Source organism: Aquitalea sp., assembly GCF_030150775.1.
GTDB classification, from domain to species: Bacteria; Pseudomonadota; Gammaproteobacteria; order Burkholderiales; family Chromobacteriaceae; genus Aquitalea; species Aquitalea denitrificans.
In genome coordinates this window covers 1-21,234 of record NZ_JASLFG010000023.1, presented here as the reverse complement: position 1 = coordinate 21,234, position 21,234 = coordinate 1, and the positions used below count along the sequence as shown (strand labels likewise).

21 protein-coding genes are annotated in these 21,234 nt (G+C 58.9%); 16 read left to right on the top strand and 5 right to left on the bottom strand.

The window, feature by feature from the left end:
• Positions 1-10: 10 nt before the first annotated feature.
• From QVF59_RS06975 to aroF, 13 genes are all read left to right on the top strand, one after another.
• Positions 11-1,876 carry a polysaccharide deacetylase family protein gene (locus QVF59_RS06975; protein WP_287878322.1) on the top strand — a complete coding sequence of 622 codons (1,866 nt, stop codon included), beginning with the start codon at positions 11-13 and terminating at the stop codon, positions 1,874-1,876.
• Positions 1,877-1,884: 8 nt separating this feature from the next.
• Positions 1,885-2,748 (top strand): YaiO family outer membrane beta-barrel protein, encoded by an 864-nt coding sequence (locus QVF59_RS06970; RefSeq protein ID WP_287878319.1) that lies wholly within the window; start codon positions 1,885-1,887, stop codon positions 2,746-2,748.
• Positions 2,745-3,557: a hypothetical protein gene (locus QVF59_RS06965; RefSeq protein WP_159876670.1), complete on the top strand. Its 813-nt coding sequence runs from the start codon at positions 2,745-2,747 to the stop codon at positions 3,555-3,557. Before QVF59_RS06970 ends, QVF59_RS06965 begins: the two co-directional genes overlap by 4 nt.
• A 286-nt stretch (positions 3,558-3,843) precedes the next feature.
• Positions 3,844-6,543 (top strand): DNA gyrase subunit A, encoded by a 2,700-nt coding sequence (gyrA, locus tag QVF59_RS06960; RefSeq protein ID WP_287878317.1) that lies wholly within the window; start codon positions 3,844-3,846, stop codon positions 6,541-6,543.
• Positions 6,540-7,007 (top strand): PaaI family thioesterase, encoded by a 468-nt coding sequence (locus QVF59_RS06955; RefSeq protein WP_159876676.1) that lies wholly within the window; start codon positions 6,540-6,542, stop codon positions 7,005-7,007. Before gyrA ends, QVF59_RS06955 begins: the two co-directional genes overlap by 4 nt.
• Positions 7,004-7,444, top strand: a complete 441-nt coding sequence (locus QVF59_RS06950) for a PaaI family thioesterase (protein WP_287878314.1) — start codon at positions 7,004-7,006, stop codon at positions 7,442-7,444. The genes QVF59_RS06955 and QVF59_RS06950 overlap by 4 nt, the downstream gene beginning before the upstream one ends.
• 59 nt (positions 7,445-7,503) lie before the next feature.
• Complete coding sequence (gene serC / locus QVF59_RS06945) at positions 7,504-8,589, top strand: 3-phosphoserine/phosphohydroxythreonine transaminase (RefSeq protein WP_287878312.1); 1,086 nt, start codon at positions 7,504-7,506, stop codon at positions 8,587-8,589.
• A 129-nt stretch (positions 8,590-8,718) separates the two neighbouring features.
• Positions 8,719-9,942 carry an MFS transporter gene (locus QVF59_RS06940; RefSeq protein ID WP_287878310.1) on the top strand — a complete coding sequence of 408 codons (1,224 nt, stop codon included), beginning with the start codon at positions 8,719-8,721 and terminating at the stop codon, positions 9,940-9,942.
• Positions 9,943-10,071: 129 nt separating this feature from the next.
• A complete protein-coding gene (locus QVF59_RS06935) occupies positions 10,072-10,659 on the top strand; it encodes an O-methyltransferase (RefSeq protein WP_159876687.1) in 588 nt (195 codons plus the stop codon).
• A 4-nt stretch (positions 10,660-10,663) separates the two neighbouring features.
• Complete coding sequence (gene pheA / locus QVF59_RS06930; protein WP_159876690.1) at positions 10,664-11,737, top strand: prephenate dehydratase; 1,074 nt, start codon at positions 10,664-10,666, stop codon at positions 11,735-11,737.
• Positions 11,738-11,804: 67 nt separating this feature from the next.
• Entirely contained in the window at positions 11,805-12,386 is a 582-nt protein-coding gene (locus tag QVF59_RS06925) for an LOG family protein (protein WP_159876693.1), read from the top strand.
• A 37-nt stretch (positions 12,387-12,423) separates the two neighbouring features.
• On the top strand, positions 12,424-13,002 hold the full coding sequence (locus QVF59_RS06920) for a hypothetical protein (protein WP_159876696.1): 579 nt from the start codon (positions 12,424-12,426) through the stop codon (positions 13,000-13,002).
• A gap of 102 nt (positions 13,003-13,104) precedes the next feature.
• The gene (aroF, locus tag QVF59_RS06915) at positions 13,105-14,124 is read left to right on the top strand and encodes a 3-deoxy-7-phosphoheptulonate synthase (RefSeq protein WP_287878306.1); all 1,020 of its coding nucleotides are present in this window, start codon (positions 13,105-13,107) and stop codon (positions 14,122-14,124) included.
• A 60-nt stretch (positions 14,125-14,184) separates the two neighbouring features.
• Here the strand turns inward: aroF and QVF59_RS06910 are convergent, their stop codons facing one another.
• The 3 genes from QVF59_RS06910 to dapF are packed head-to-tail and all read right to left on the bottom strand — an operon-like array spanning position 14,185 to position 16,268.
• On the bottom strand, positions 14,185-14,754 hold the full coding sequence (locus tag QVF59_RS06910) for a hypothetical protein (RefSeq protein ID WP_159876703.1): 570 nt from the start codon (positions 14,752-14,754) through the stop codon (positions 14,185-14,187).
• On the bottom strand, positions 14,751-15,398 hold the full coding sequence (locus tag QVF59_RS06905; protein WP_287878303.1) for a DUF484 family protein: 648 nt from the start codon (positions 15,396-15,398) through the stop codon (positions 14,751-14,753). The genes QVF59_RS06910 and QVF59_RS06905 overlap by 4 nt, the downstream gene beginning before the upstream one ends.
• Before the next feature lie 39 nt (positions 15,399-15,437).
• On the bottom strand, positions 15,438-16,268 hold the full coding sequence (gene dapF, locus QVF59_RS06900) for a diaminopimelate epimerase (protein ID WP_159876709.1): 831 nt from the start codon (positions 16,266-16,268) through the stop codon (positions 15,438-15,440).
• Positions 16,269-16,387: 119 nt separating this feature from the next.
• Between dapF and QVF59_RS06895 the strand changes: the two genes are divergently transcribed.
• The 3 genes from QVF59_RS06895 to QVF59_RS06885 are packed head-to-tail and all read left to right on the top strand — an operon-like array spanning position 16,388 to position 18,327.
• Positions 16,388-16,978, top strand: coding sequence for a TetR/AcrR family transcriptional regulator (locus tag QVF59_RS06895; protein ID WP_287878299.1), 591 nt, complete (start codon positions 16,388-16,390; stop codon positions 16,976-16,978).
• A gap of 44 nt (positions 16,979-17,022) precedes the next feature.
• Entirely contained in the window at positions 17,023-17,502 is a 480-nt protein-coding gene (locus QVF59_RS06890) for a DUF4442 domain-containing protein (protein WP_287878296.1), read from the top strand.
• Between the two features lie 12 nt (positions 17,503-17,514).
• On the top strand, positions 17,515-18,327 hold the full coding sequence (locus QVF59_RS06885) for a crotonase/enoyl-CoA hydratase family protein (RefSeq protein ID WP_287878293.1): 813 nt from the start codon (positions 17,515-17,517) through the stop codon (positions 18,325-18,327).
• A gap of 63 nt (positions 18,328-18,390) precedes the next feature.
• On the opposite strand, the gene QVF59_RS06880 is transcribed toward QVF59_RS06885, so the two are convergent.
• Together QVF59_RS06880 and QVF59_RS06875 are read right to left on the bottom strand one after the other, a co-directional pair.
• Positions 18,391-19,593 carry a branched-chain amino acid ABC transporter substrate-binding protein gene (locus tag QVF59_RS06880; RefSeq protein WP_287878291.1) on the bottom strand — a complete coding sequence of 401 codons (1,203 nt, stop codon included), beginning with the start codon at positions 19,591-19,593 and terminating at the stop codon, positions 18,391-18,393.
• 279 nt (positions 19,594-19,872) lie between these two features.
• A complete protein-coding gene (locus QVF59_RS06875; protein WP_159876720.1) occupies positions 19,873-21,087 on the bottom strand; it encodes a branched-chain amino acid ABC transporter substrate-binding protein in 1,215 nt (404 codons plus the stop codon).
• Positions 21,088-21,234 lie beyond the last annotated feature (147 nt).

Sequence of the window (21,234 nt, the reverse complement as noted above, 5' to 3'; positions counted from 1 at the left end):
GGTAGGCAGTTTGATAAAAGTACAGCAGTGGCCCAAATGGGTCTGGCTGGTGGTGATTCTGGTGCTGGCTTTGCTGGTCAGTCTGGGCTGGCATTGGCAGCGTAGCCGCAATATGCCGGCACCTGCCGTGGGCATGGTGTTATTGCTGCCGGATAATGCGCCGTCGCAAAAGTATGTACTGGCCTGGCAGGATGCTGCCGCCGAAAGCGGCGTCTTGATGTCGCAGATGCGTGCCAGTGACTTTGTCGGGCTGGATGCGGCACAGCGGGCGCAGATTCGTGGCGTGGTGTTGCCGGACAGCATCCATCGCTACATCAGCCCGGCACTGGGCAGTGTGCTGGAAGAGTATGTGCGCCAGGGTGGCGCGTTGTGGCTCAATTACGATGCCGCTACCGAAAATGCAGAAGGCCGCTTTCTGGAGCGAGCCGAGCTGACCCGCTTGGTGGGCGTGGAGTACCTGCTGTTCCAGGAAAGGGGCAAGGGCATGATCCATAACGATGCCCTGCTGGTGCCGCCATCGACGCTGCAGGATCTGGGCATTGCCCCCGGTCGTTTCCAGCCCTATACCGCCAGTGGCAGCGGTTGGCTGCAGGCCACGACTTATGGCTATGACAATGCGGCGTTCAGCTACTTTGAAACCCGCGGCCGCTTTCCTGGCAAGTTGATGGCAGAAGGGCGCGACGGTTCGGTGCTGGCTGGTCTGCGTAGCTATGGCAAAGGCAAGGTGCTGTTTGTCAATTTGCCAGTGACTTATCTGGCCGTGCGCACGGATGGCCTGTGGCTGCATTCCTTCCTTGCCTTCTTCAATCGTCAGGTGCTGCATCTGCCCCGGCTCTCTGCGGTGCCGGACGGTATTGGCGGCCTGGTGATGAACTGGCACGTGGATGCTGCCAATGCGCTGCCTTATATCGACATGCTGGAGAAGATCGGCTTCCTGAAGCAAGGTCCGTACTCCATCCACTTTACGACTGGCCCGGATACCAATCGCCCTGGCGATCATCTGGGCATGGATCTGGCAAACAATGCCAAGGCGCAGGCTGTGGTAAGCCGGCTCAAGGGAATGGGGAACGAGATTGGCGCACATGGCGGCTGGGCGCATAACTACTTTGCCTTCAATGTGAACGAACACAATGCGGCGGAGTGGACACCTTATCTGGAGCACAACAAGCAGGATCTGGAAAACGTCATTCACCAGCCGCTGACCGAATACTCGGCACCAAACGGCAACCAGCCTTCCTGGGTGACCGACTGGCTGCGCAAGCATGGTGTGATTGCCTATTACCAGGTAGCCAACCTGTCCATGGGGCCTACGCGCTCTTATGTAGACCCGGCCAATATGCACGACCGTCCCTGGTCATTCCCGGTTTCGGCTGATGGCAGCGTGGCTTCGTTTGAGGAAGGAGTGCGCAACGATTACGGTCAGCCGCGCATGCAAGCCTGGCTGCAGGCCATGACCCGTTTCGTGGTGGATCAGGGCGAGGCGCGTCTGGTGTATTTCCATCCGCCGGGGGTGTATTTCTACCAGAATGCTGCCGCCAGCTGGCTGGCGCAGACCGCCAGCCTGCACGCCAGTGGTCAATTCCGCTGGTATACCATGACCGGTCTTGCGCGCTTCCTGTCCCGGCGCGAACTGACCACGTGGCAAGCCCGTCCGCTGGCAGGTGCCACTGATGGACGCCTGCGCATTCAGGCGCACAATCCGCAGTCGCTGGCCGAGCAAAGCTGGCTGCTGCCCAAAGATAGCGTGACGGGGCGACCGTTGTTGACTGCCGGCGATGCCCGTCTGGAAGAAACTCCGCAAGGATGGCGTGTGACCGCGCGTTCCGGCAAGGATTTACAAATCGATTACCTACCGCCAACAGGCAATTCTCAGTGAGGGGAAGAATGAAATTCAAACAAAAACACTATGCACTGATGCTTGCCAGCGTACTGTGCAGCGCTGTCGCCGTTGCGGAAGATGCAGCCCCGGTGGCGGCTCCGGTTGCCAGTGAGGCTGCTGCGGATGCAGCGGCCCCGGAAGTGGCAGGGCCATATTCCATGAGTCGCAGTATTGAAGTGGGCGGTGGCGGTCATCATGTCAGCGGTGGCAACGGCGACTGGAACAGCGCGTTTGTTTCCGGTGTGTGGCAAACCGATACCGCCAATGTGTTTGACTGGATCGTGCAGAACGACCACCGTTTTGGTGAGTCCGGGACAGCCTTCAATGGCGGTTGGAATCACGACATCAATCCGGACTGGTATGGCCGGCTGGAGTTTGGCAAGAGTAGTGCCGGCACTTTCTGGGCGGACAAGCACTACGGCGCAGCCATCAACCGCAAGTGGCTGCCGGAGCGCAATCTGGTGTCCACTTTTGGCTTTGCCTACAACGACAATCGTCAGGGCTATAGTGATCGGGTCTACACCCTGGGCTTTGTCTATTACTTTGACGGCCCATGGGTGGTGGAGGGCGGCATTCACCGCAATCTGAGTAATCCGGGTAGCGTCATTTCCACCCAGGGCTACGGCGCGGTGACTTATGGCCGCGACCGCTGGCGTCAGATCGTGCTGTCGGTGAACTCCGGTAGTGAAGGTTATATGCCGATTGGTAACAGCACTACCCAGCAAGTGTTTGACAGCCAGTATTACAGCCTGGGCTGGAAGGAGTGGGTTGGCCCGCACTGGGGTGTGCATGCCACGGTGGATTATTACCATGGCACCTACTATCAGCGCTCCGGTGGTTCCATGGCGGTATTCTGGGATCTGCCATGAGTCTGAAGCCACGTCTGGCCTTGCTCAATGCGATGCGCACCACCGGCTATGCCGGTGGCGTCATTCAGAGTCACCGCGCCATGCGTACCGAGCGTTTCACCCGGGTGCGCTGGGTGGAGATCATCGGCCTGCCGGTACTGTTTGATCTGATCCTGCTGCAGTTCCTGCCGCAGGTGATGCAGTTCTGGCATTGGTTGACAGCGTGGAGCATAGGCATAAGCAGTGTGCCGGCGGATTTGTCCAGTCAGGTGATTGCCGGTTGGCCATTGCATCCGATGATTGCCTTGCCCTGGCTGGAGCTGTCTGCCACGGTGCCCAGCTACTGGCAGTGGTGGCTCAATTGCGTGGCTTGTGTGGTGTTGCTGGTGCTGTCTTTCCTGATCAACAAGGAAAACACGCCCATGCGCTATGTGCTGCGACTGATTGTCATCGTGCATGGCAGCGCTTGCCTGTTCTTTGCGCTGTATCCGGCCGGTTTCAGCCACTCTCTGCCGGAATACCATCACACCTGCCTGGAAACGGTGTTGATCCTGACCTTTCTGGTGCCGTGGATTCACAGCATCACCTTCAACATCCTGAATAAGCCCATCGTGGAGAAGATTCTGCTGACCGCGATTTCCATGGCTTATCTGCTGGTGGAGGCACCGCTGCATTACTTTCTGGCGGCGCTGGTCATGCACTTTGGCTCGCTGATGTTCATGCCCTTGCTGTTCATCCTGTTCAGCCTGATGCTGAACGTGATGATGCTGATTGCCTTCTATGCCTGGGCGATGAGCTGGGAATTCGGTAGTTCGCACCAATCATCCTGAGCTGTGACTGGTTCGGGTCGGACGGGTCGCTTGCGCAGGCAGGCGGCCCGTTTTGCATGCGTATGGCGTTTTGTTGCATGCGGGCCGGTGATTTTCCCAGCTGCTTTGGGGGTGTCGCAGCGGACACTTTTGCATGCTAAGTGCCTGACGCAGCAGGTGCTGCCTGCCGGGATGGGGGAAATGGCTGCCGCAGCAGGTGGGCCGGCTGAGACAAGGCATGCGCTGGCGGGGTGGACGTGGTAGAATCGGGCTTATTTTTGATTCCTGAAAAGATAGCCATTTACCCATGACAGATCAGCTTTTCGCCAAGGAAACGATCCCAATCAGCCTCGAAGAGGAAATGCGCCGCTCCTACCTGGATTACGCCATGAGCGTGATCGTGGGCCGGGCGCTTCCCGATGTGCGTGATGGCCTCAAACCGGTACATCGTCGCGTGCTGTTTGCCATGCACGAACTTTCCAACGACTGGAACCGCGCCTACAAGAAATCGGCGCGTATCGTAGGCGATGTCATCGGTAAATATCACCCGCACGGTGACTCGGCTGTTTACGACACCATCGTGCGCATGGCGCAGGACTTCAGCCTGCGTTACCCGCTGGTGGATGGCCAGGGCAACTTCGGCTCGGTGGATGGCGATAGCGCGGCTGCCATGCGTTACACCGAAATCCGCATGGCGCGCATTGCGCACGAGCTGCTGGCGGATATCGACAAGGAAACCGTGGATTTCGGGCCCAACTACGACGGCTCCGAACACGAACCGCTGATCCTGCCGGCCAAGATCCCCAACCTGCTGATCAACGGCTCCTCCGGCATTGCCGTGGGCATGGCCACCAACATTCCGCCGCACAACCTCACCGAAGTGGTGGATGCCTGTCTGGCGCTGCTGGCCAATCCGGAACTGACCATCGATGAGCTGATCGACATCATTCCGGCACCGGACTTCCCCACTGCCGGCATCATCTACGGCACCGCCGGGGTGAAAGAGGGCTACCGTACCGGTCGCGGCCGCGTCATCATGCGCGCCCGCACCCACTTTGAAGACATCGGCAAGGGTGACCGTCAGGCCATCATCGTCGACGAGATTCCGTACCAGGTGAACAAGTCGCGCCTGCTGGAACGCATTGCCGAACTGGTGCGCGACAAACAGATCGAGGGCATTTCCGATCTGCGCGACGAGTCGGACAAGTCCGGCATGCGCATCGTGATCGAGCTCAAGCGCGGCGAAATGCCGGAAGTGGTGCTCAATCACCTGTTTAAGCTTACCCAGCTGCAAGACAGCTTCGGCATCAATATGGTGGCCCTGGTCGATGGCCAGCCGCGCCTGCTGAACCTGAAGCAGATCATCGACGAATTCCTGCGTCACCGCCGCGAAGTCGTTACCCGCCGCACCATCTACGAACTGCGCAAGGCGCGCGAGCGTGGCCACATCCTGGAAGGCCTGGCCGTTGCGCTGTCCAACGTGGATGACATCATTGCCCTGATCAAGGCCTCGGAAACCCCGCCGGCTGCCAAGGTGGCGCTGATGGCGCGCCCGTGGCGCTCGGAGCTGGTGGAAGAAATGCTGTCCCGCGTGGACCAGAGCAAGGCACGCCCGGACGGGCTGGATGCCGAGTTCGGCCTGCACCCGGATGGCTACCGTCTGTCCGACGCGCAAGCCCAGGCCATTCTGGAAATGCGTCTGCAACGCCTGACCGGCCTGGAGCAGGACAAGATCGTCGGCGAATACCGCGACATCATGGCCATTATCCTGGACCTGATCGACATTCTGGAACGTCCGGAGCGCATCAACCAGATCATCGGCGACGAACTGCTGGCCATCAAGACCCAGTTCGGCGACGGCCGTCGTTCGGAAATCGAACCGTTTGGCGGCGACATCAATATCGAGGACCTGATCACCCCGCAAGACATGGTGGTGACCATCTCCCACACCGGCTACATCAAGACCCAGCCGATCGACGATTACCGCTCGCAGCGCCGTGGCGGTCGTGGCAAGCAGGCTGCCGCCACCAAGGATGACGATTTCATCGACACCCTGTTCGTGGCCAACACCCACGACTACGTGCTGTGCTTCTCCAGCAAGGGTCGCTGCTACTGGATCAAGGTTTACGATCTGCCGCAAGGCGGTCGCAACAGCCGCGGCAAGCCGATGGTGAATGTGCTGCCGCTGGCCGATGGCGAGAAGATCAACGCACTGCTGCCGATCAAGGCCTTCACCGATGCTGATGCCGTATGCGACGACAACGAAGATGATGAAGCCGCCGCCCTCAAGGCCAAAGGCCCGTTCATCTTCATGTGTACCGCCAACGGCACCGTGAAGAAAACCCCGCTGGAAGCCTTCTCCCGTCCGCGTACTGCCGGCATCATCGCCGTGCGCCTGGATGAGGGCGACAACCTGATCGGCGTGGCACTGACTTCCGGCAACGACCAGATCATGCTGTTCTCCGATGCCGGCAAAGCCGTGCGCTTCAGCGAAACCAATGTGCGCGCCATGGGCCGTACTGCCGGTGGCGTGCGCGGCATGATGCTGGGCGAAGGCCAGCAGGTGATTTCCCTGCTGGTGACCAATTCGGAAGAGCAGCAAGTGCTGACTGCCAGTGATGGCGGTTATGGCAAACGTACCCGCACCGGCGAGTTCCGTCATACCAGCCGTGGCACTCAGGGTGTGATTGCGATGGACCTGACCGACAAGACCGGCCTCAAGCTGGTGGCCGCCAGCCTGGTGGAAGACAGCGACGACGTGATGCTGATCACCACCGGCGGCGTGCTGATCCGCACCAAGGTATCCGAAGTGCGTGAAACCGGCCGTTCGGCACAGGGCGTGCGCCTGATCAACCTGGACGAGGGCGAGAAGCTGATCGGCCTGGAAAAGGTGGCAGAAGGCGAATCCGACGAGGAAGTCGAGGTTGTCGATGGCGATGCAGCCAACGGTGAAGATGTCGCCGCACCGGCAGCCGACGCCGCCAGCGCAGGGGATGCCGAGGCATGACGGCAACACCTGCCAATCCGCAGGTGCTGGAGACGATGAGCAAGCTCTTCGTCTCCCTGCCGCACTGTGCCACCCTTGGTTTCCAGTATCTGGGCACCGAGGGTCGCCGCCCGGTGCTCAAGGTGGAGTGGCGGGAAGACCTGGTGGGCAACCCTGCCAGCGGCACCATCCACGGCGGGGTGATCACCTCGCTGGTGGATACCACCAGTGCCGTTTCGGTCACCGCCTGCCTGCCGGATTTTGAAACCATCGCCACGCTGGACCTGCGCATCGACTACCTGAAGGCAGCCACACCGGGCAAGGCCATCCACTGCCGTGCCGAGTGTTACCGCCTGGCCAGCCAGATCGCCTTCACCCGTGCGGTGTGCTATCACGACGACCCCGCCGACCCCATCGCCCATGGCGTAGCCACTTTCATGCGTGAATCCAGTCGCGCCTCGATGTTGCAGGAACCAAAACCATGAGCGATTTCATGGAAAAGCTGGCCGCACTGCGCGACGCCAAGGACTTCACCGCCCTGATTGACGCCATTCCCTATGCCCGACTGATGGGGGTGGAAATGCTGGAAGACGAAGCAGGCGAGCTGCTGTTCCAGTTACCTTTCGCCGAGCGCAATGTCGGCAACACGGTTCTGCCGGCACTGCACGGCGGGCTGATTGGCGGCTTTCTGGAGAATGCCGCGCTGCTGCATCTGATCTGGCATCGTGAATCGCTGGAAGCACCCAAGATTGTCGATTTTTCCCTCGACTACCTGCGTTCCGGCCGACCGCAAACCCTGTTCGCCCATTGCGAGATCACCAAACAGGGCAAGCGCGTAGCACATGTATTGATAGAGGCCTGGCAAGAAGACCGCCGCAAGCCGGTGGCTGTGGCACGGGCCCACTTTCTGCTGACGCAGTGACACACAGGCATGGCCTGCCGGGTCATGCCGCAAGTTTGAAGCAATGACTGAGGACAGACATGGCCAAGGTGTATAACTTTTCCGCCGGACCGGCAGTTTTGCCCCACGATGTTCTGGCGCAAGCCCAGAGTGAAATGCTGGACTGGCACGGCTCCGGCATGTGCGTGATGGAAATGAGCCATCGCGGCAAGGAATTCATGGAAATCATCCATGATGCCGAGCAGGATCTGCGCGAGCTGATGCACGTACCCGCCGGTTACAAGGTATTGTTCCTGCAGGGTGGTGCCTCCATGCAGTTTTCCATGGTGCCGCTCAACCTGCTGGGCGGCAAACAATCAGTCGACATCGTCAATACCGGCCACTGGTCCAAGCTGGCCATCAAGGAAGCACGCCGCTATTGCAGTGTCAACGTGGTGGCTAGTAGCGAAGACCGCAACTTCTCCTACATCCCGGCAGAAAATACCTGGCAGCGCGACCCGAATGCCGCCTACCTGCACTACACCTCCAATGAAACCATCGGCGGTTTGCAATTCCCCTTCGTACCGTCTGACGAAGGCGTGCCGCTGGTTTGTGACATGTCGTCCGACTTCCTGTCACGTGAAGTGGATGTCAGCAAGTTCGGCTTGATCTATGCCGGCGCGCAGAAGAATATCGGCCCGTCCGGCCTGGTGGTGCTACTGGTGCGTGAAGACCTGCTGGGTCGTGCTCGTGCCGACCTGCCCACCATGCTCAACTATCAGGTGCATGCCGACGCCGACTCCATGTACAACACCCCGGCCACCTATCCCATCTATATCGCCGGCCTGGTGTTCAAATGGCTGAAGCAGCAGGGCGGGGTAAAGGGCATGGAAAGCCGCAATGCAGAAAAGGCCGGTTTGCTGTATCACACCATTCAGGCCAGCGAAGGCTTCTATACCACCCATATCGACGAACCCTTCCGTTCGCGCATGAATGTTGTGTTCCGCCTGAAGGACAATGCGCTGGAAGAAAGCTTCCTGATGGAAGCGCGCAAGAACGGTCTGATCCAGCTCAAGGGCCACCGCGTGGTGGGTGGCATGCGCGCCTCCATCTACAACGCCATGCCGATTGAGGGTGTAAAGGCGCTGGCCAGCTTCATGCAGGACTTTGCCCGCCAGAACGGCTGACGACGATGTGATAGGGCAGATTGTTCTGCTATCGCTACACTGTGTGCAAAAACCCGTGGCCAACACGGGTTTTTTCTTGTGCGCAGCGGTTTTATGATGGATGACCATAACAATATCGGAAATCATTCCATGGACCGCTCCATTCAACGCTTGCTGCTTGCGGGCGGCCTCATCGTGTCACTGGCCATGGGCATTCGCCATGGCTTCGGTTTTTTCATGCCGCCCATGACCAGTGCCTTTGGCTGGACCCGCGAAAGCTTTGCCTTTGCATTGGGCATGCAGAACCTGATCTGGGGTCTGGCCCAGCCGTTTGCCGGCGCACTGGCAGACCGTCATGGCCCAGGCAAAGTGCTGCTGGGCGGTGGTCTGCTGTACGCACTTGGCTTGTTGCTGATGACGGTGTCGGCCAGCCCGGTTATGTTCTCCCTGTCGGCCGGTGTGCTACTGGGGCTGGCGCTGTCCGGAACCACCTATAGTGTGATCTTTGGCGTACTGGGCCGTACCGTGCCGGCAGCCTATCGTTCGCGTGCCATGGGCCTGACCGCCGCTGCGGGTTCTTTCGGTCAGTTTGCCATGGTGCCGATCGAGCGCTCGCTGATCGACGGCATGGGCTGGATCCCCGCCTTGCTGGTGCTGGGGGCTTGTGCCTTGTTGATGCTGCCATTGGGACGATCACTTACCCATCAGGCTGCGTCACTGCCGCAGACGGCGCAGCCACACACCCATCCGCACTTGCTGCAGGGGATGTTGCATACATTCAGCCGCGCCTGGACCGAAAAGGGCTTTCGATTGCTGATGGCTGGTTATTTCGTTTGTGGTTTCCAGGTCGTGTTCATTGGCGTGCATCTGCCCGCTTATCTGCGCGATCACGGCATGGGCGGCAATATCGCCAGTCTGGCACTGGCGCTGATCGGCCTGTTCAATATTTTTGGCACTTTCATTTTCGGCGAAGCTGGCAGCCGCTATGCCAAGCCGCCGCTGCTTGCCGGTATCTATCTGGCGCGCAGCATTGCCATCGGCCTGTTCCTGCTCTTGCCCTTATCAGTACCTTCAGTCCTGGTGTTTGCTGCTGTAATGGGCTTTTTGTGGCTATCCACCGTGCCGCTGACCAATGGCGTGATTGCCAGCCAGTTTGGTGTGCAGCACCTGGGCATGCTGTCCGGTGCGGTATTTTTTTCCCATCAGGTGGGTAGCTTTCTTGGGGTGTGGCTGGGTGGGAAACTGTACGACCTGAATGGCAATTACAACATCGTGTGGGGCATTGCCATTGTGCTGGGCGTTCTGGCTGCCCTGGCTAACCTGCCGATTCGCGAGCGTGCCTCTGCGGCCTTTGCCGACAAGGCTGCGGCATGAAAACCGTGCTCGGTGTGGCGTTGGCGCTGCTTGCCTTGCTGGTTTTGCTGTTGATGTATCAGCAGCCACGCTTCGTTATGGCCTTTGCTGATCTGATTACCGCCTGTTTCTGATTTTCTAGGAGAACTCATGCTGAGTAGTGAGATGTTTGCGCGTTTGCACGCCATTTGGGAGCAGGGTGAGCATCATGATGCCGTCACGACCGAACGCGCATTGAAAAACCTGTTCATCACGCCGGATACCGGGCGCTTCCTCTACCAGCTATTGCGGCATGCCAATCCGCAGCATGTGCTGGAGATCGGCACATCCAACGGTTATTCCACCCTGTGGCTGGCGCTGGCCTTGCGTGATCGTGCGGGCCGCATCAGTAGTCTGGATATTCTGCCGGCCAAACAGCAACAGGCGGCGCGGCATTTGCAGGATTTTGCTCTGCAGCACAAGGTGGATCTGCATTGTCTGGATGCTGCCAACTATTTGCAGACAGCTGAAGCTGGCAGCGTGGATCTGGTGTTTCTGGACGCAGATCGCAGCCGATATACCGATTACTGGCCAGATCTGTGCAGGATTCTGCGTCCGGGTGGGCTGATCGTGGTGGATAATGTCCTGTCGCATGCAAGCGAATGTGCAGATTTCATTCGACTGGTGCTTGCGACGGAAGGCTATCTCGCGGAAACTTACCAGATTGGAAAAGGCCAGTTTGTCATAGTGAAAGATTGATTACGTGTCAGAAGAACTGCTGAAGCAACACCGCGACGCCATCGACTCCATCGATGCCCAGATTCTCCATCTGCTTAACAGCCGTGCCAGTCATGCTCGCGAGATCGGTGAAATCAAGGGTGGTGGCATCATCTATCGCCCGGAACGTGAAGCCCAGGTACTGCGCCGTATCCAGCAGCTCAATCCCGGTCCGCTACCCAATGAAAGCGTGGCACGGCTGTTCCGCGAGGTGATGTCCGAATGCCTGGCGCTGGAAAAACCCTTATCCATTGCCTACCTGGGACCGGAAGGCACCTTTACCCAACTGGCTGCCATCAAGCATTTTGGCCATGCCGCACGCACCGTGGCCTGCGCCTCGGTGGATGAGGCTTTCCGGCTGGTGGAATCCCGCGCGCTGGATTATGTGGTTGCCCCGGTGGAAAACAGCACCGAAGGCGCAGTTGGCCGTACGCTGGACCTGATGGTAAGCAGCCCCTTGCGTATTTGCGGTGAGGTGGTGCTGCGCATTCATCATCACCTGCTGCGCAAGGAAGACGGCATGGCTGGCATTACCCGCGTGTATGCTCATGCCCAGGCGCTGGCGCAATGTCACGAATGGCTGAACAAGAACCTGCCGGAAAATGTCGAGCGCATGTCGGTGGCCAGCAATGCCGAGGCTGCACGCCTGGCCGGTGAAGATCCGCAGGCTGCAGCCATCGCCGGGCAGGCCGCTGCCGAGCGCTACGGGCTGGTCAAACTGGCTGAGAACATTGAAGACGAGCCCAATAACACTACACGCTTTCTGGTGCTGGGCAATCAGCAGGTTGGTGCAACTGGTCAGGACAAGACTTCCATTGTGGTGGCCGCGCCCAATCGTCCGGGTGCCGTCCACCAGTTGCTGGCACCAGTGGCCGATAATGGTGTTTCCATGACCAAGTTCGAATCGCGCCCCTCGCGTGCCGGTTTGTGGGACTACGTGTTCTTCATCGACATGGAAGGTCATCACGACGACGCCAATGTCGCAACCGCGCTAGCCGGGCTGTCCGAGCGGACCTCCTTTGTCAAAGTGCTGGGTTCTTACCCGCAAGCGGTTTTGTAAGCAAGCATCATGTCCTGTGCAGCCGGGTCGGAAGCTTCCGCCCGGCTGTTCTTATTTGGAGAGTTTCATGAAGTCGGTTTGTCTGTTTTGTGGTTCCAACAAAGGGGCGCGTCCCGAGTACGTGGCGGCGGCCGCCACATTTGGTCGTACGCTAGCCGAGCAGGGCATCACCTTGGTGTATGGTGCGGGCAATGTCGGGCTGATGGGTGTTGCTGCCGATGCGGCGCTGGCAGCGGGTGGCAAGGTGGTCGGAGTGATTCCGGAGTTTCTCAAGGCCAAGGAAGTAGCGCACTTGGGCCTTGACGAGCTATATGTCACGGAAACCATGCACCAGCGCAAAGCAAAAATGGCCGAGCTGGCCGATGGCTTTGTCGCCTTGCCCGGCGGTTTTGGTACCTTCGATGAGTTGTTTGAAATTCTGACTTGGGCACAGCTGTCGGTGCACGACAAGCCGGTTGGCCTGCTGGATGTAGCCGGCTTCTACCAGCCACTGCTAGCACTGACGCGCCATGCAGTGGCGGAGGGGTTTGTGCCGGCCAGCAATATGGAACTGTTTTCTCATTCCCCGGATGTGGAGCACTTGCTGGACGCCATGCGTGCCTATCAGCCGCGCCAGACGTTGAAGTGGCTTGATCTGGCCAGGACCTGACCCCATCTGGCAAGTTATTGCCCCTTGGGAAATCGATATGGCCGATGAGCGCTGCACAGGCAGCAAGACATGGCGCTGGCGCATGCGTCGCCTGCTAAGCGGACCACTGGTGCTGCTGGCCGCCCTGTTGATTGCATTCGAGGAATTTGCCTGGGAGGAACTGTCCGCCTGGCTGGCGCAGCTTGGGCGCTTGCCGGTGTTGCGCCAGATCGAGGCCGTCATTGCCCGGGCATCGCCACCGGTGGCGCTCAGCCTGTTCCTGCTGCCGGTGCTGGGTCTGCTGCCGGTCAAGCTGGCCGCGGTGTTGTTGATCAGCCGTGGCCATGCGGTATCCGGCCTGCTTGTAATTCTGCTGGCCAAGTTGCTGGGAACTGCAGTGGCCGCACGTCTGTTTGCCCTGACGCGCAATCAGCTCATGTGTGTGGGCTGGTTTGCCCGGTCATACCAGCTGTTCATGCGCCTGAAAGCCTATGTTTACGGCCGTCTTGCCGCTTCCCGGGCCTGGCAGGCGGCACGGCGCGTGCTGGCCTTGTTGCGCAGCCGTATGCGGCGCTCGTCGGTGTGGTCGCGCCTGGGGCGGCGCATGTCCCGGCAGTGGCAGCATTTGCGCAAATAGCTGACATCGTTCGCAGTTGGCTTCTGATAAAATTGGTGTCGGCCTGACAATCTGATTGTCATGTCGGCATGGCCGCCCCAATCCCTTTCGCAGGAATACAGCATGATTATCGTGATGACCCGTTACGCACAGGATGAGCAGATTCAGGCCGTAGTCGACAAGATTCGCACCGCCGGTCTGAGCGAGCATGTCTCCCGTGGTACCGAGCGAACCATCATCGGGGCGGTGGGGGATGAGCGGGTATTCAGTCCGGATGCCTTTGCCCTGATGCAAGGTGTGGAGCGGGCCATGCGGGTGGTAAAGGAATACCGCATCGTGTCAAGGGAAGTGCATCCTGCGGATAGCGTGGTGCAGGTGCGCGGCCTGGCCATTGGCGGGCCTGCCATTCATATCATTGCTGGCCCGGCTGCGGTAGAAACACCGGAACAGATGGCGCAGTCTGCGCAGATGGTGAGGCAGAATGGTGGCAGATTGCTGCGTGGTGGCGCTTTCAAGCCGCGCACCAGCCCCTATGCATTTCAGGGGGTGGGGGTGGAAGGGCTGGAGCTGTTGCAGCAACAGGCCCGCCAGCATGGTTTGCCCATGGTGAGCGAATTGCTGGACGTGCGGTTGCTGGATACGTTTCTGGAGTACGACGTGGATGTCATCGAAATCGGTGCCCGCAATATGCAGAATGTCGGTCTGCTCAAGGAAGTTGGTCGTATCAACAAGCCTGTCATTCTCAAGCGCGGCCCGTCTTCCACGCTGACCGAGTGGCTGATGGCCGCCGAGTACATTGCTGCCGGTGGCAATCACAACATCATTTTCTGCGAGCGCGGCATCCGTAGCTTCGAGTCGGCCTACCGCAATATGCTGGATCTCTCGGCCATTGCCGTGATGAAGCGTGAGACGCATTTGCCAGTAATCGTCGATCCCAGTCATGCAGCCGGCAAGGCGTGGATGGTGCCGTCACTGGCCAAGGCGGCGCTGGCAGCAGGAGCGGACGGATTGATGCTGGATATTCATCCGGACCCTGCCAATGCATGGTGTGATGGTGAGCAGGCGCTCAACCCGGCGGAATTCGGCCTGCTGATGCAGCAGCTGTCTGCGCTGGCAGCTTCGCTGGAGCGTGTCCTGGCTTGATGCCATCGTGTGCGACCAATAAAAAACCGGCTTGCGCCGGTTTTTTATTGCCATATTGGCTCAGGTCCAGCCTAGCAGGACAGGGGCTAACCAGCCCCCCAGCAGACTGCAGAGCAATGGCGACAGCAATGTACTGGCCAGCAATAGGCTCCATGAGAGTCTGCCTTGCTTGCTGCGCAGCAGGGCTAGCAGAAACAAGTGATAGAGCAGGTAGCTGATCACCACGATCATCGGCGGCAGCATGATATAGGCAGCCATTGGACGCCAGTCCAAAAACGGTGAGGTTAGCAGGCAGCCCAAGCCAAGCGTGAGTTGCGAGGCAAGCAGCGCAGTGATGCGGGGTGATTCTCCGGGAAAGCGTAATCCGCCGCGGCTGGCGCTGGCGGATGCCGGCAGCCAGATGGCAGCTGCAATCGCCAACCAAGCATAACTGTAGACCAAAGGGAGCCAGATGGGGCGCAGCGCTTGGTAGGGCTCGGCAAGGCGGATCATTGCCGCCAGCAGGAAATAACCGGCAACAAAAGCTGCAATCGCTACCGGGCTGCGGGCTGCAATCTGCCGCCACAGAATGTGCAACAGATACGCAGTCAGCAGCAGGATGAGAGCCCAGCCCCCGATTGTTGCCGTCATGCCTGTCCCAGTACACGCAGCAATGCTGCAGAAATGATCTCGCCCATTTGCGCCAGATAGTGCGTGTGCATGTCGAAGGTGAAGCGCTGGGCGTCATCGCTGGCCAGCACCAGCAGGCCGAATGTAGTGCCACTGGCATCGGTCAGCGGTATCTGGCTGAATGATTGCAGTACCGGTGTGGCCGGGAACCAGCCCAGCACCTCATCATTGACATAGGGGCCGCAGTAGGGGGCTGACAGATTGCGTGCCAGCGCCTGAACCTCATGGCGGGCATTGTATAGCGGGGAGGATTCCGCCGCCGGATGCCACAGGCGCAATGCGATGCGATCCAGGGCGAAGTCCTGATGAAAGCAACTGGCCAGTCCATCGGCTACCTGTTGCAGGTTCAGGCAGCGTTGCAGTACCAGCGACAGACGATGGGCGCTATGGATGATCTGGTCATTGGCTTCGCCGTGGCGGATGAGTTGATGCAGGCGTGCTTCCAGTTGCCGGTTACGGTCTTTCAGTTCCAGCATCTGGCGGTCGGCCAGTGAAACCACCACCCGGTCTTGTGGAACCTGGCTGCGCAGGCCGAAGCGGTCGGCATGGTGCTGAAGGAAGTCCGGATGGCTATCCAGAAAGGCCAGAACCTCTTCGCTTTGCATCAACATTCTCCTTGTGCGGCGCATGTGCGCATTGGCAATTCAGACTTCGATTTCGCCCTGGAATACAGTCATGGCCGGGCCGGTCATGCGTACCGGGTGGCCTTCGCCATGCCATTCAATCTGCAGGTCGCCACCACGGGTATGTACCAGTACCTTGCCATCGAGCAGGCCACGGCGAATGCCTGCCACAACTGCCGCGCAGGCACCCGTGCCGCAGGCCAGGGTTTCGCCGGCTCCGCGTTCGAAAACACGCAGGCGGATTTCATGACGCGAAACGATTTGCATGAAGCCGGCATTCACCTTCTCGGGGAAGCGGTGGTGGGTTTCGATCAGCGCGCCCAACTCCTTGACCGGCGCGGTATCGACACTATCGACTACCTGGACGGCGTGCGGGTTCCCCATGGATACCACGCTGATGTCGCAACTGTAGCCGCCGGTATCCAGCGGATAGGTAATGGCTTCACCTTCGGCGACAAAGGGGATGTCCACCGGACGGAAGCGCGGCACGCCCATGTCGACAATGGCTTGGTTCTGGCCCAGGTATTCCGGAATGATGACGCCCTTGGCGGTTTCAACCCGGATGGCCTTCTTGTTGGTCAGTTTCTGGTCGCAGACAAACTTGGCAAAGCAGCGTGCACCATTGCCGCACTGTTCCACTTCACTGCCGTCATTATTGAAAATGCGGTAGCGGAAGTCGTTGTTTTCTTCCAGGGGAGATTCCACCAGCAGCATCTGGTCAAAACCAATGCCGAAGTGGCGGTTGCCTAGCTGGCGGATTCTGTCGGTATCGAGGGAGACGGTTTGTCTGACACCGTCAATTACCATGAAGTCATTGCCCAGGCCATGCATCTTGCTGAATTTGAGTCGCATCGGAAAAGGTCCGGTCTCAGGGTTGGCCAAATGCCTTCCATCATAACTGATATGCCATGCCTGTCCAGCGTTGGAGCCATTCGATTGACACCTTACTAACCAGTAAGTAAAGTTTCCTGATGAAACCTGCCACCGAAGCCAAGAGCGATACAAGCAAGCGCATCCTGGACATCGCCGAGGAGCTGCTGCTGACGCGTGGCTACAATGCCTTCAGCTATCAGCACATCAGTTCGGCTCTGGGGGTGCGTAATGCAGCCATTCATTACCATTACCCCAAAAAGACTGATTTGGGCGTGGCGCTGATCCAGCGTTACCGCCGTCGCTTCCAGCGTTTTGTCGAGGCGCAGCTTGCCCTGACTCCCGCCCAGCAGCTGGAACGTTATTACACCCTGACCGATACCTATTTCGCGCGTGACCAGCAAATCTGCCCCAGCGGTATCCTGACCACCGAATACCAGACCCTGCCAGAAGAAATGCAGCAGGAAGCCAATGCCTTTGTCGATGAAATGCGTGACTGGGCGGTCAGCATTGCCGCACGCGGACGCGCTGATGGCAGCATGCGCTATGCCGGCACGCCGGAAGCCATGGGCCTGCTGATGCTGGCAGCCTTGCAGGGCGGCCTGCAGCTGGCGCGCACCGACCAGGCGGTGATCGAGGTATTGAAAATCCAGATTCGGGCCTTGCTGGGCCTGGATGTTCCACTTCCATGACATAAAACAGAGGGCTAACACGCATGGATTATCAGAAAAACAGCATGAGTCGCATTGCCGACAAAGTGGGCAGATTGCCAGTCGGCCTGCGCAGCAAGGTGCTTTCGCTGCTATTTGGCCGTTTTGTGCCGTTCCTGGCCACATCCGGCATCCGCTTTGAACAGGCAGGGCATACCAGCCTGACCGTTTCCATCCGCAACCGACGCAAGGTGCAAAACCATATCGAGGGCGTGCATGCCGCTGCCATGGCGCTACTGGCCGAAACGGCTACTGGCTTTGTGGTGGGCATGAATGTGCCGGATGACAAGCTGATGCTGCTCAAGTCGATGAAGGTGAATTACGTCAAGCGCGCGCAGGGTGACATGCGGGCGGTGGCCACGCTGACGGACGAGCAGATTCGCAGCATGTACACCACGGACAAGGGTGATGTACAGGTTGACGTCACCGTGACGGACGAATCCGGCGAATCCCCGGTCATCTGTGAAATGGTGTGGGCATGGGTGCCCAAAAAACGCCCCCAGTAAAGGAGCCCAATCATGCAATGGCAGACTTTTGATGTTGAGTTGCAGGATAAGGTGGCTCTGGTGCGCTTCAATCGCGCAGACAAGGCCAATGCATTAAATCAGACCATGTGGCAGGAGCTGCAGTCGGTCATGGAGTGGGCAGATGCCGAAGCTGCGGTGCGCGCGGTAGTGTTGGCCGGGCAGGGCAGGCACTTCTGCTCCGGTATCGACCTGTCCATGCTGTTGGGCATTCAAGGAGCCATTGCCGACGAGTGCGAAGGGCGTCAGCGCGAGAAGCTGCGGCGGCTGATCCTGCAGTTGCAGGACAATGTGTCCAGCCTGGAGCGTTGCCGCAAGCCGGTGGTGGCAGCGATTCATGGTGCCTGTCTTGGCGGCGGGCTGGATATTGCTCTGGCGGCAGACTTCCGCTTTGCCGCAGCAGACGCGGTATTTGCCGTGCGCGAGGTGGATATCGGCATGGTGGCCGATGTCGGTACGCTACAGCGCCTGCCCACGGTAGTCGGGCAGGGCATTGCGAGGGAAATGGCACTGACCGGCCGGGATGTCACGGCAGAAGAGGCATTGCGCTTTGGTCTGGTAAACAGCGTCTTGCCCGATGCCAATGGCGTGCTGGCCGCAGCACTGGAAACGGCGGCGCTGATGGCAAGCAAATCGCCGCTGGCACTGCGTGGCAGCAAGGAGATGCTGAACTACTCGCGTGATCACAGCGTGGCGGACGGCCTCAATCATGTGGCCACCTGGAATGCGGCCATGCTGCTGTCGGAAGACATCCAGAAAGCGGCCATGGCATCCATGACGCGACAGACGGCAAGCTTCCGCGACTGAGTGTTGGCGGCAATGCAAAAACGGCAGCTTGTGGCTGCCGTTTTTGTTTGGACGAAGCTGCGCTTATTGTGCTGCGCTGGCTGCCGCTGCGGTGGGCTTGGCCACCGATTCCCACTTGCCGTTCTTCAACTGGTACAAGGAAACGGTACCGTTGACGATATTGCCCTTGGGGTCAAAGGCGATATCGCCGGTCACGCCTTGCAGCTTGGTCTTGGCGATTTCCGGCAGGTACTTGGCCGGGTCGGCAGAACCGGCACGTTTCATCGCCTCGATCATCACGCGGGTGGCATCGTAGGTATACGGTGCATAGGCCTGGATGTCGGCATTGAAGCGCTTCTTGAACTTGTCGTTGAAGGCAGCAAAGCCAGGCATGCTTTCCTTGGGTGCGCCGGCGCTGGAGGCATAGCTGCCTTCTGCGTCCTTGCCACCCAGCTTGGCAAATTCAGCGGTGTTCACGCCGTCAGCGCCCATGTAGTCGGCAGTAATGCCCAGCTTGCGCATCTGCTTCACCATCGGGCCGGCTTGTGCATCCATGCCACCGTAGAACACCAGATCCGGCTTCTCACCCTTGATGGAGGTGAGGATGGCCATGAAGTCGGTGGCGCTATTGGTGGTGTATTCGTGCTTGATCACCTTGCCGCCAGCTGCTTCTACCGACTTGGCAAAGTCATCGGCCAGGCCTTGGCCATAGGTGGTGCGGTCGTCAATGATGGCGATGCGGGCGCGCTTGAGATCACCCACGGCAAATTTGGCCAGCGCCTGTCCCTGCTGCTGGTCGTTGGCAATGATGCGGAAGGTGTTCTTGAAGCCTTGCTCGGTGAATTTGGGGCTGGTCACCGAACCGGCAATCATCGGAATGCCTGCGTCCGAGTAAATCTTGGAAGCCGGAATGGCTGCGCCGGAAGTCAGGTGGCCGATTACGCCGGCAACCTTGTTGTCAACAAAGCGCTGCGCCACCTGGGTGGCGGTTTTCGGGTCGGCCTGGTCGTCTTCGGAAACCACTTCGAACTTGACCGGCTTGCCGTCCAGTTTCAGGTTTTCAGCGGTGGCTTCTTCGGCGGCCAGCTTGACGCCATTGTCGGCATCGCGGCCCCAGTGGGCAAACGGGCCGGTCAGCGGATTGGCAGAGCCGATCTTGACGACCACGGCATCGGCGGCACCGGCGGCAGCGGATGCATTTTGTTGCGGGGCGGCAGCTTCCTGCTTGCTGCAGGCAGTCAGTGCCAGTACGGCAGCGGTGATAAGGGTAATACGTGGGAGATACATGGAAATGCCCTGGTCTAATTAGAATTTGATGAGGGTCATTCGCCACGAAAGCTTTTGGCATTTCATGTCAGCATACCCCGGGGGTGGTGGGGTCTGTTGATGGCATTGAATGGATACAATCGACGCCACTGACCCGGACATTTTTGTTGTTCTGCAGCATTTCGTCAACCTCTGTGGCTGATCCAGATCAGATAGCGGTCACTGCGCGCTTGCATTTGTGCCGGCAAAAATGAAAAAAGCGCAGCCTAAGCTGCGCTTTTACCCACGGTGAAGCAGGAATTACTGGGCTGCGCTGGCAGCAGCAGGAGCGCCGCCGACAGTGGATACCACTTCCCACTTGCCACCCTTAACCTGATACACGGTAACGGCACCGTTCTTGATGTCGCCCTTGTCATCAAAGGTGATCTTGCCGGTTACGCCTGTGTAGTCGGTCTTGCCCACTTCCGGCAGGTACACCTTCGGATCTGTGGATTTGGCACGCTTCATGGCATCAACCAGTACGCGTACGGCATCGTATTCATACGGTGCGTAGATCTGCACTTCGGTGTTGAACTTGGCCTTGAACTTGTCGTTGAAGGCAGTAAAGCCCGGCATCTTGTCACGCGGTACGCCGCAGCTGGAGGACAGTTGGCCTTCAGCCGCTTCACCTGCCAGCTTGATGAATTCCGGAGTCTGCCAGCCGTCACCACCCATCAGTTTGGCCTTGATGCCCAAACGGTTCATCTGCTTGGCCAGCGGGCCTGCTTGTGCGTCCATGCCGCCGTAGAACACGACGTCCGGCTTGGTAGCCTTGATGGAGGTCAGGATGGCGTTGAAGTCAGTCGCGGTGTTGGTGGTGAATTCACGCTTCACCACGTCCAGGCCTTTGGCTTTGACGGCTTTCTCAAACTCGTCTGCCAGACCCTGACCGTAAGCGGTGCGGTCGTCGATGATGGCGACCTTTTTGGCTTTCAATCCATCAGCGGCAAACTGGCCCAGCGCAGTACCTTGCTGTACGTCGTTGGCAATTACGCGGAAGGTGGTCTTGAAGCCTTGCTTGGTGTAGTCCGGGTTGGTGGCGGACGGGGAAATTTGCGGCAGGCCGGCGTCGGAGTAGATCTTGGAGGCCGGGATGGTGGTACCGGAGTTCAGGTGACCAACCACGCCAACAACGCCAGCATCTACCAGGCGCTGAGCAACCTGGGTACCGATTTTCGGATCACCCTGGTCATCTTCGGAAACCAGTTCGAATTTGACTTTCTTGCCACCGATCTCAACGCCTTCGGCGTTCAGGTCTTCAATGGCCAGCTTGGCACCAAATTCATTGTCTTTGCCCAAGTGCGAAATCGGGCCGGACATGGGGGATACTTGGCCGATCTTGACGGTGACGTCACCGCCAGCAGCTGCAGCCGCAGGAGCGGAGGCAGCACCGGCAGCCGGTTGCTCTTGTTTGCCGCAGGCAGCCAGGGTCATGGCAGCAGCAGCGATGAGGCTCAGACGAGCATACTTATTCATATTTTATTTCCCCTGATCTTATCTATGTAGACTTGGCGATCTCTGCGGGCAGTCTGATTAAAATTCAGACTTTACCCATTACTGATTCAGTCCATTCTTTTGGAATGGCCACCAGCTGCGCTGATTATGGGGAGCAGTTTGCGCGGG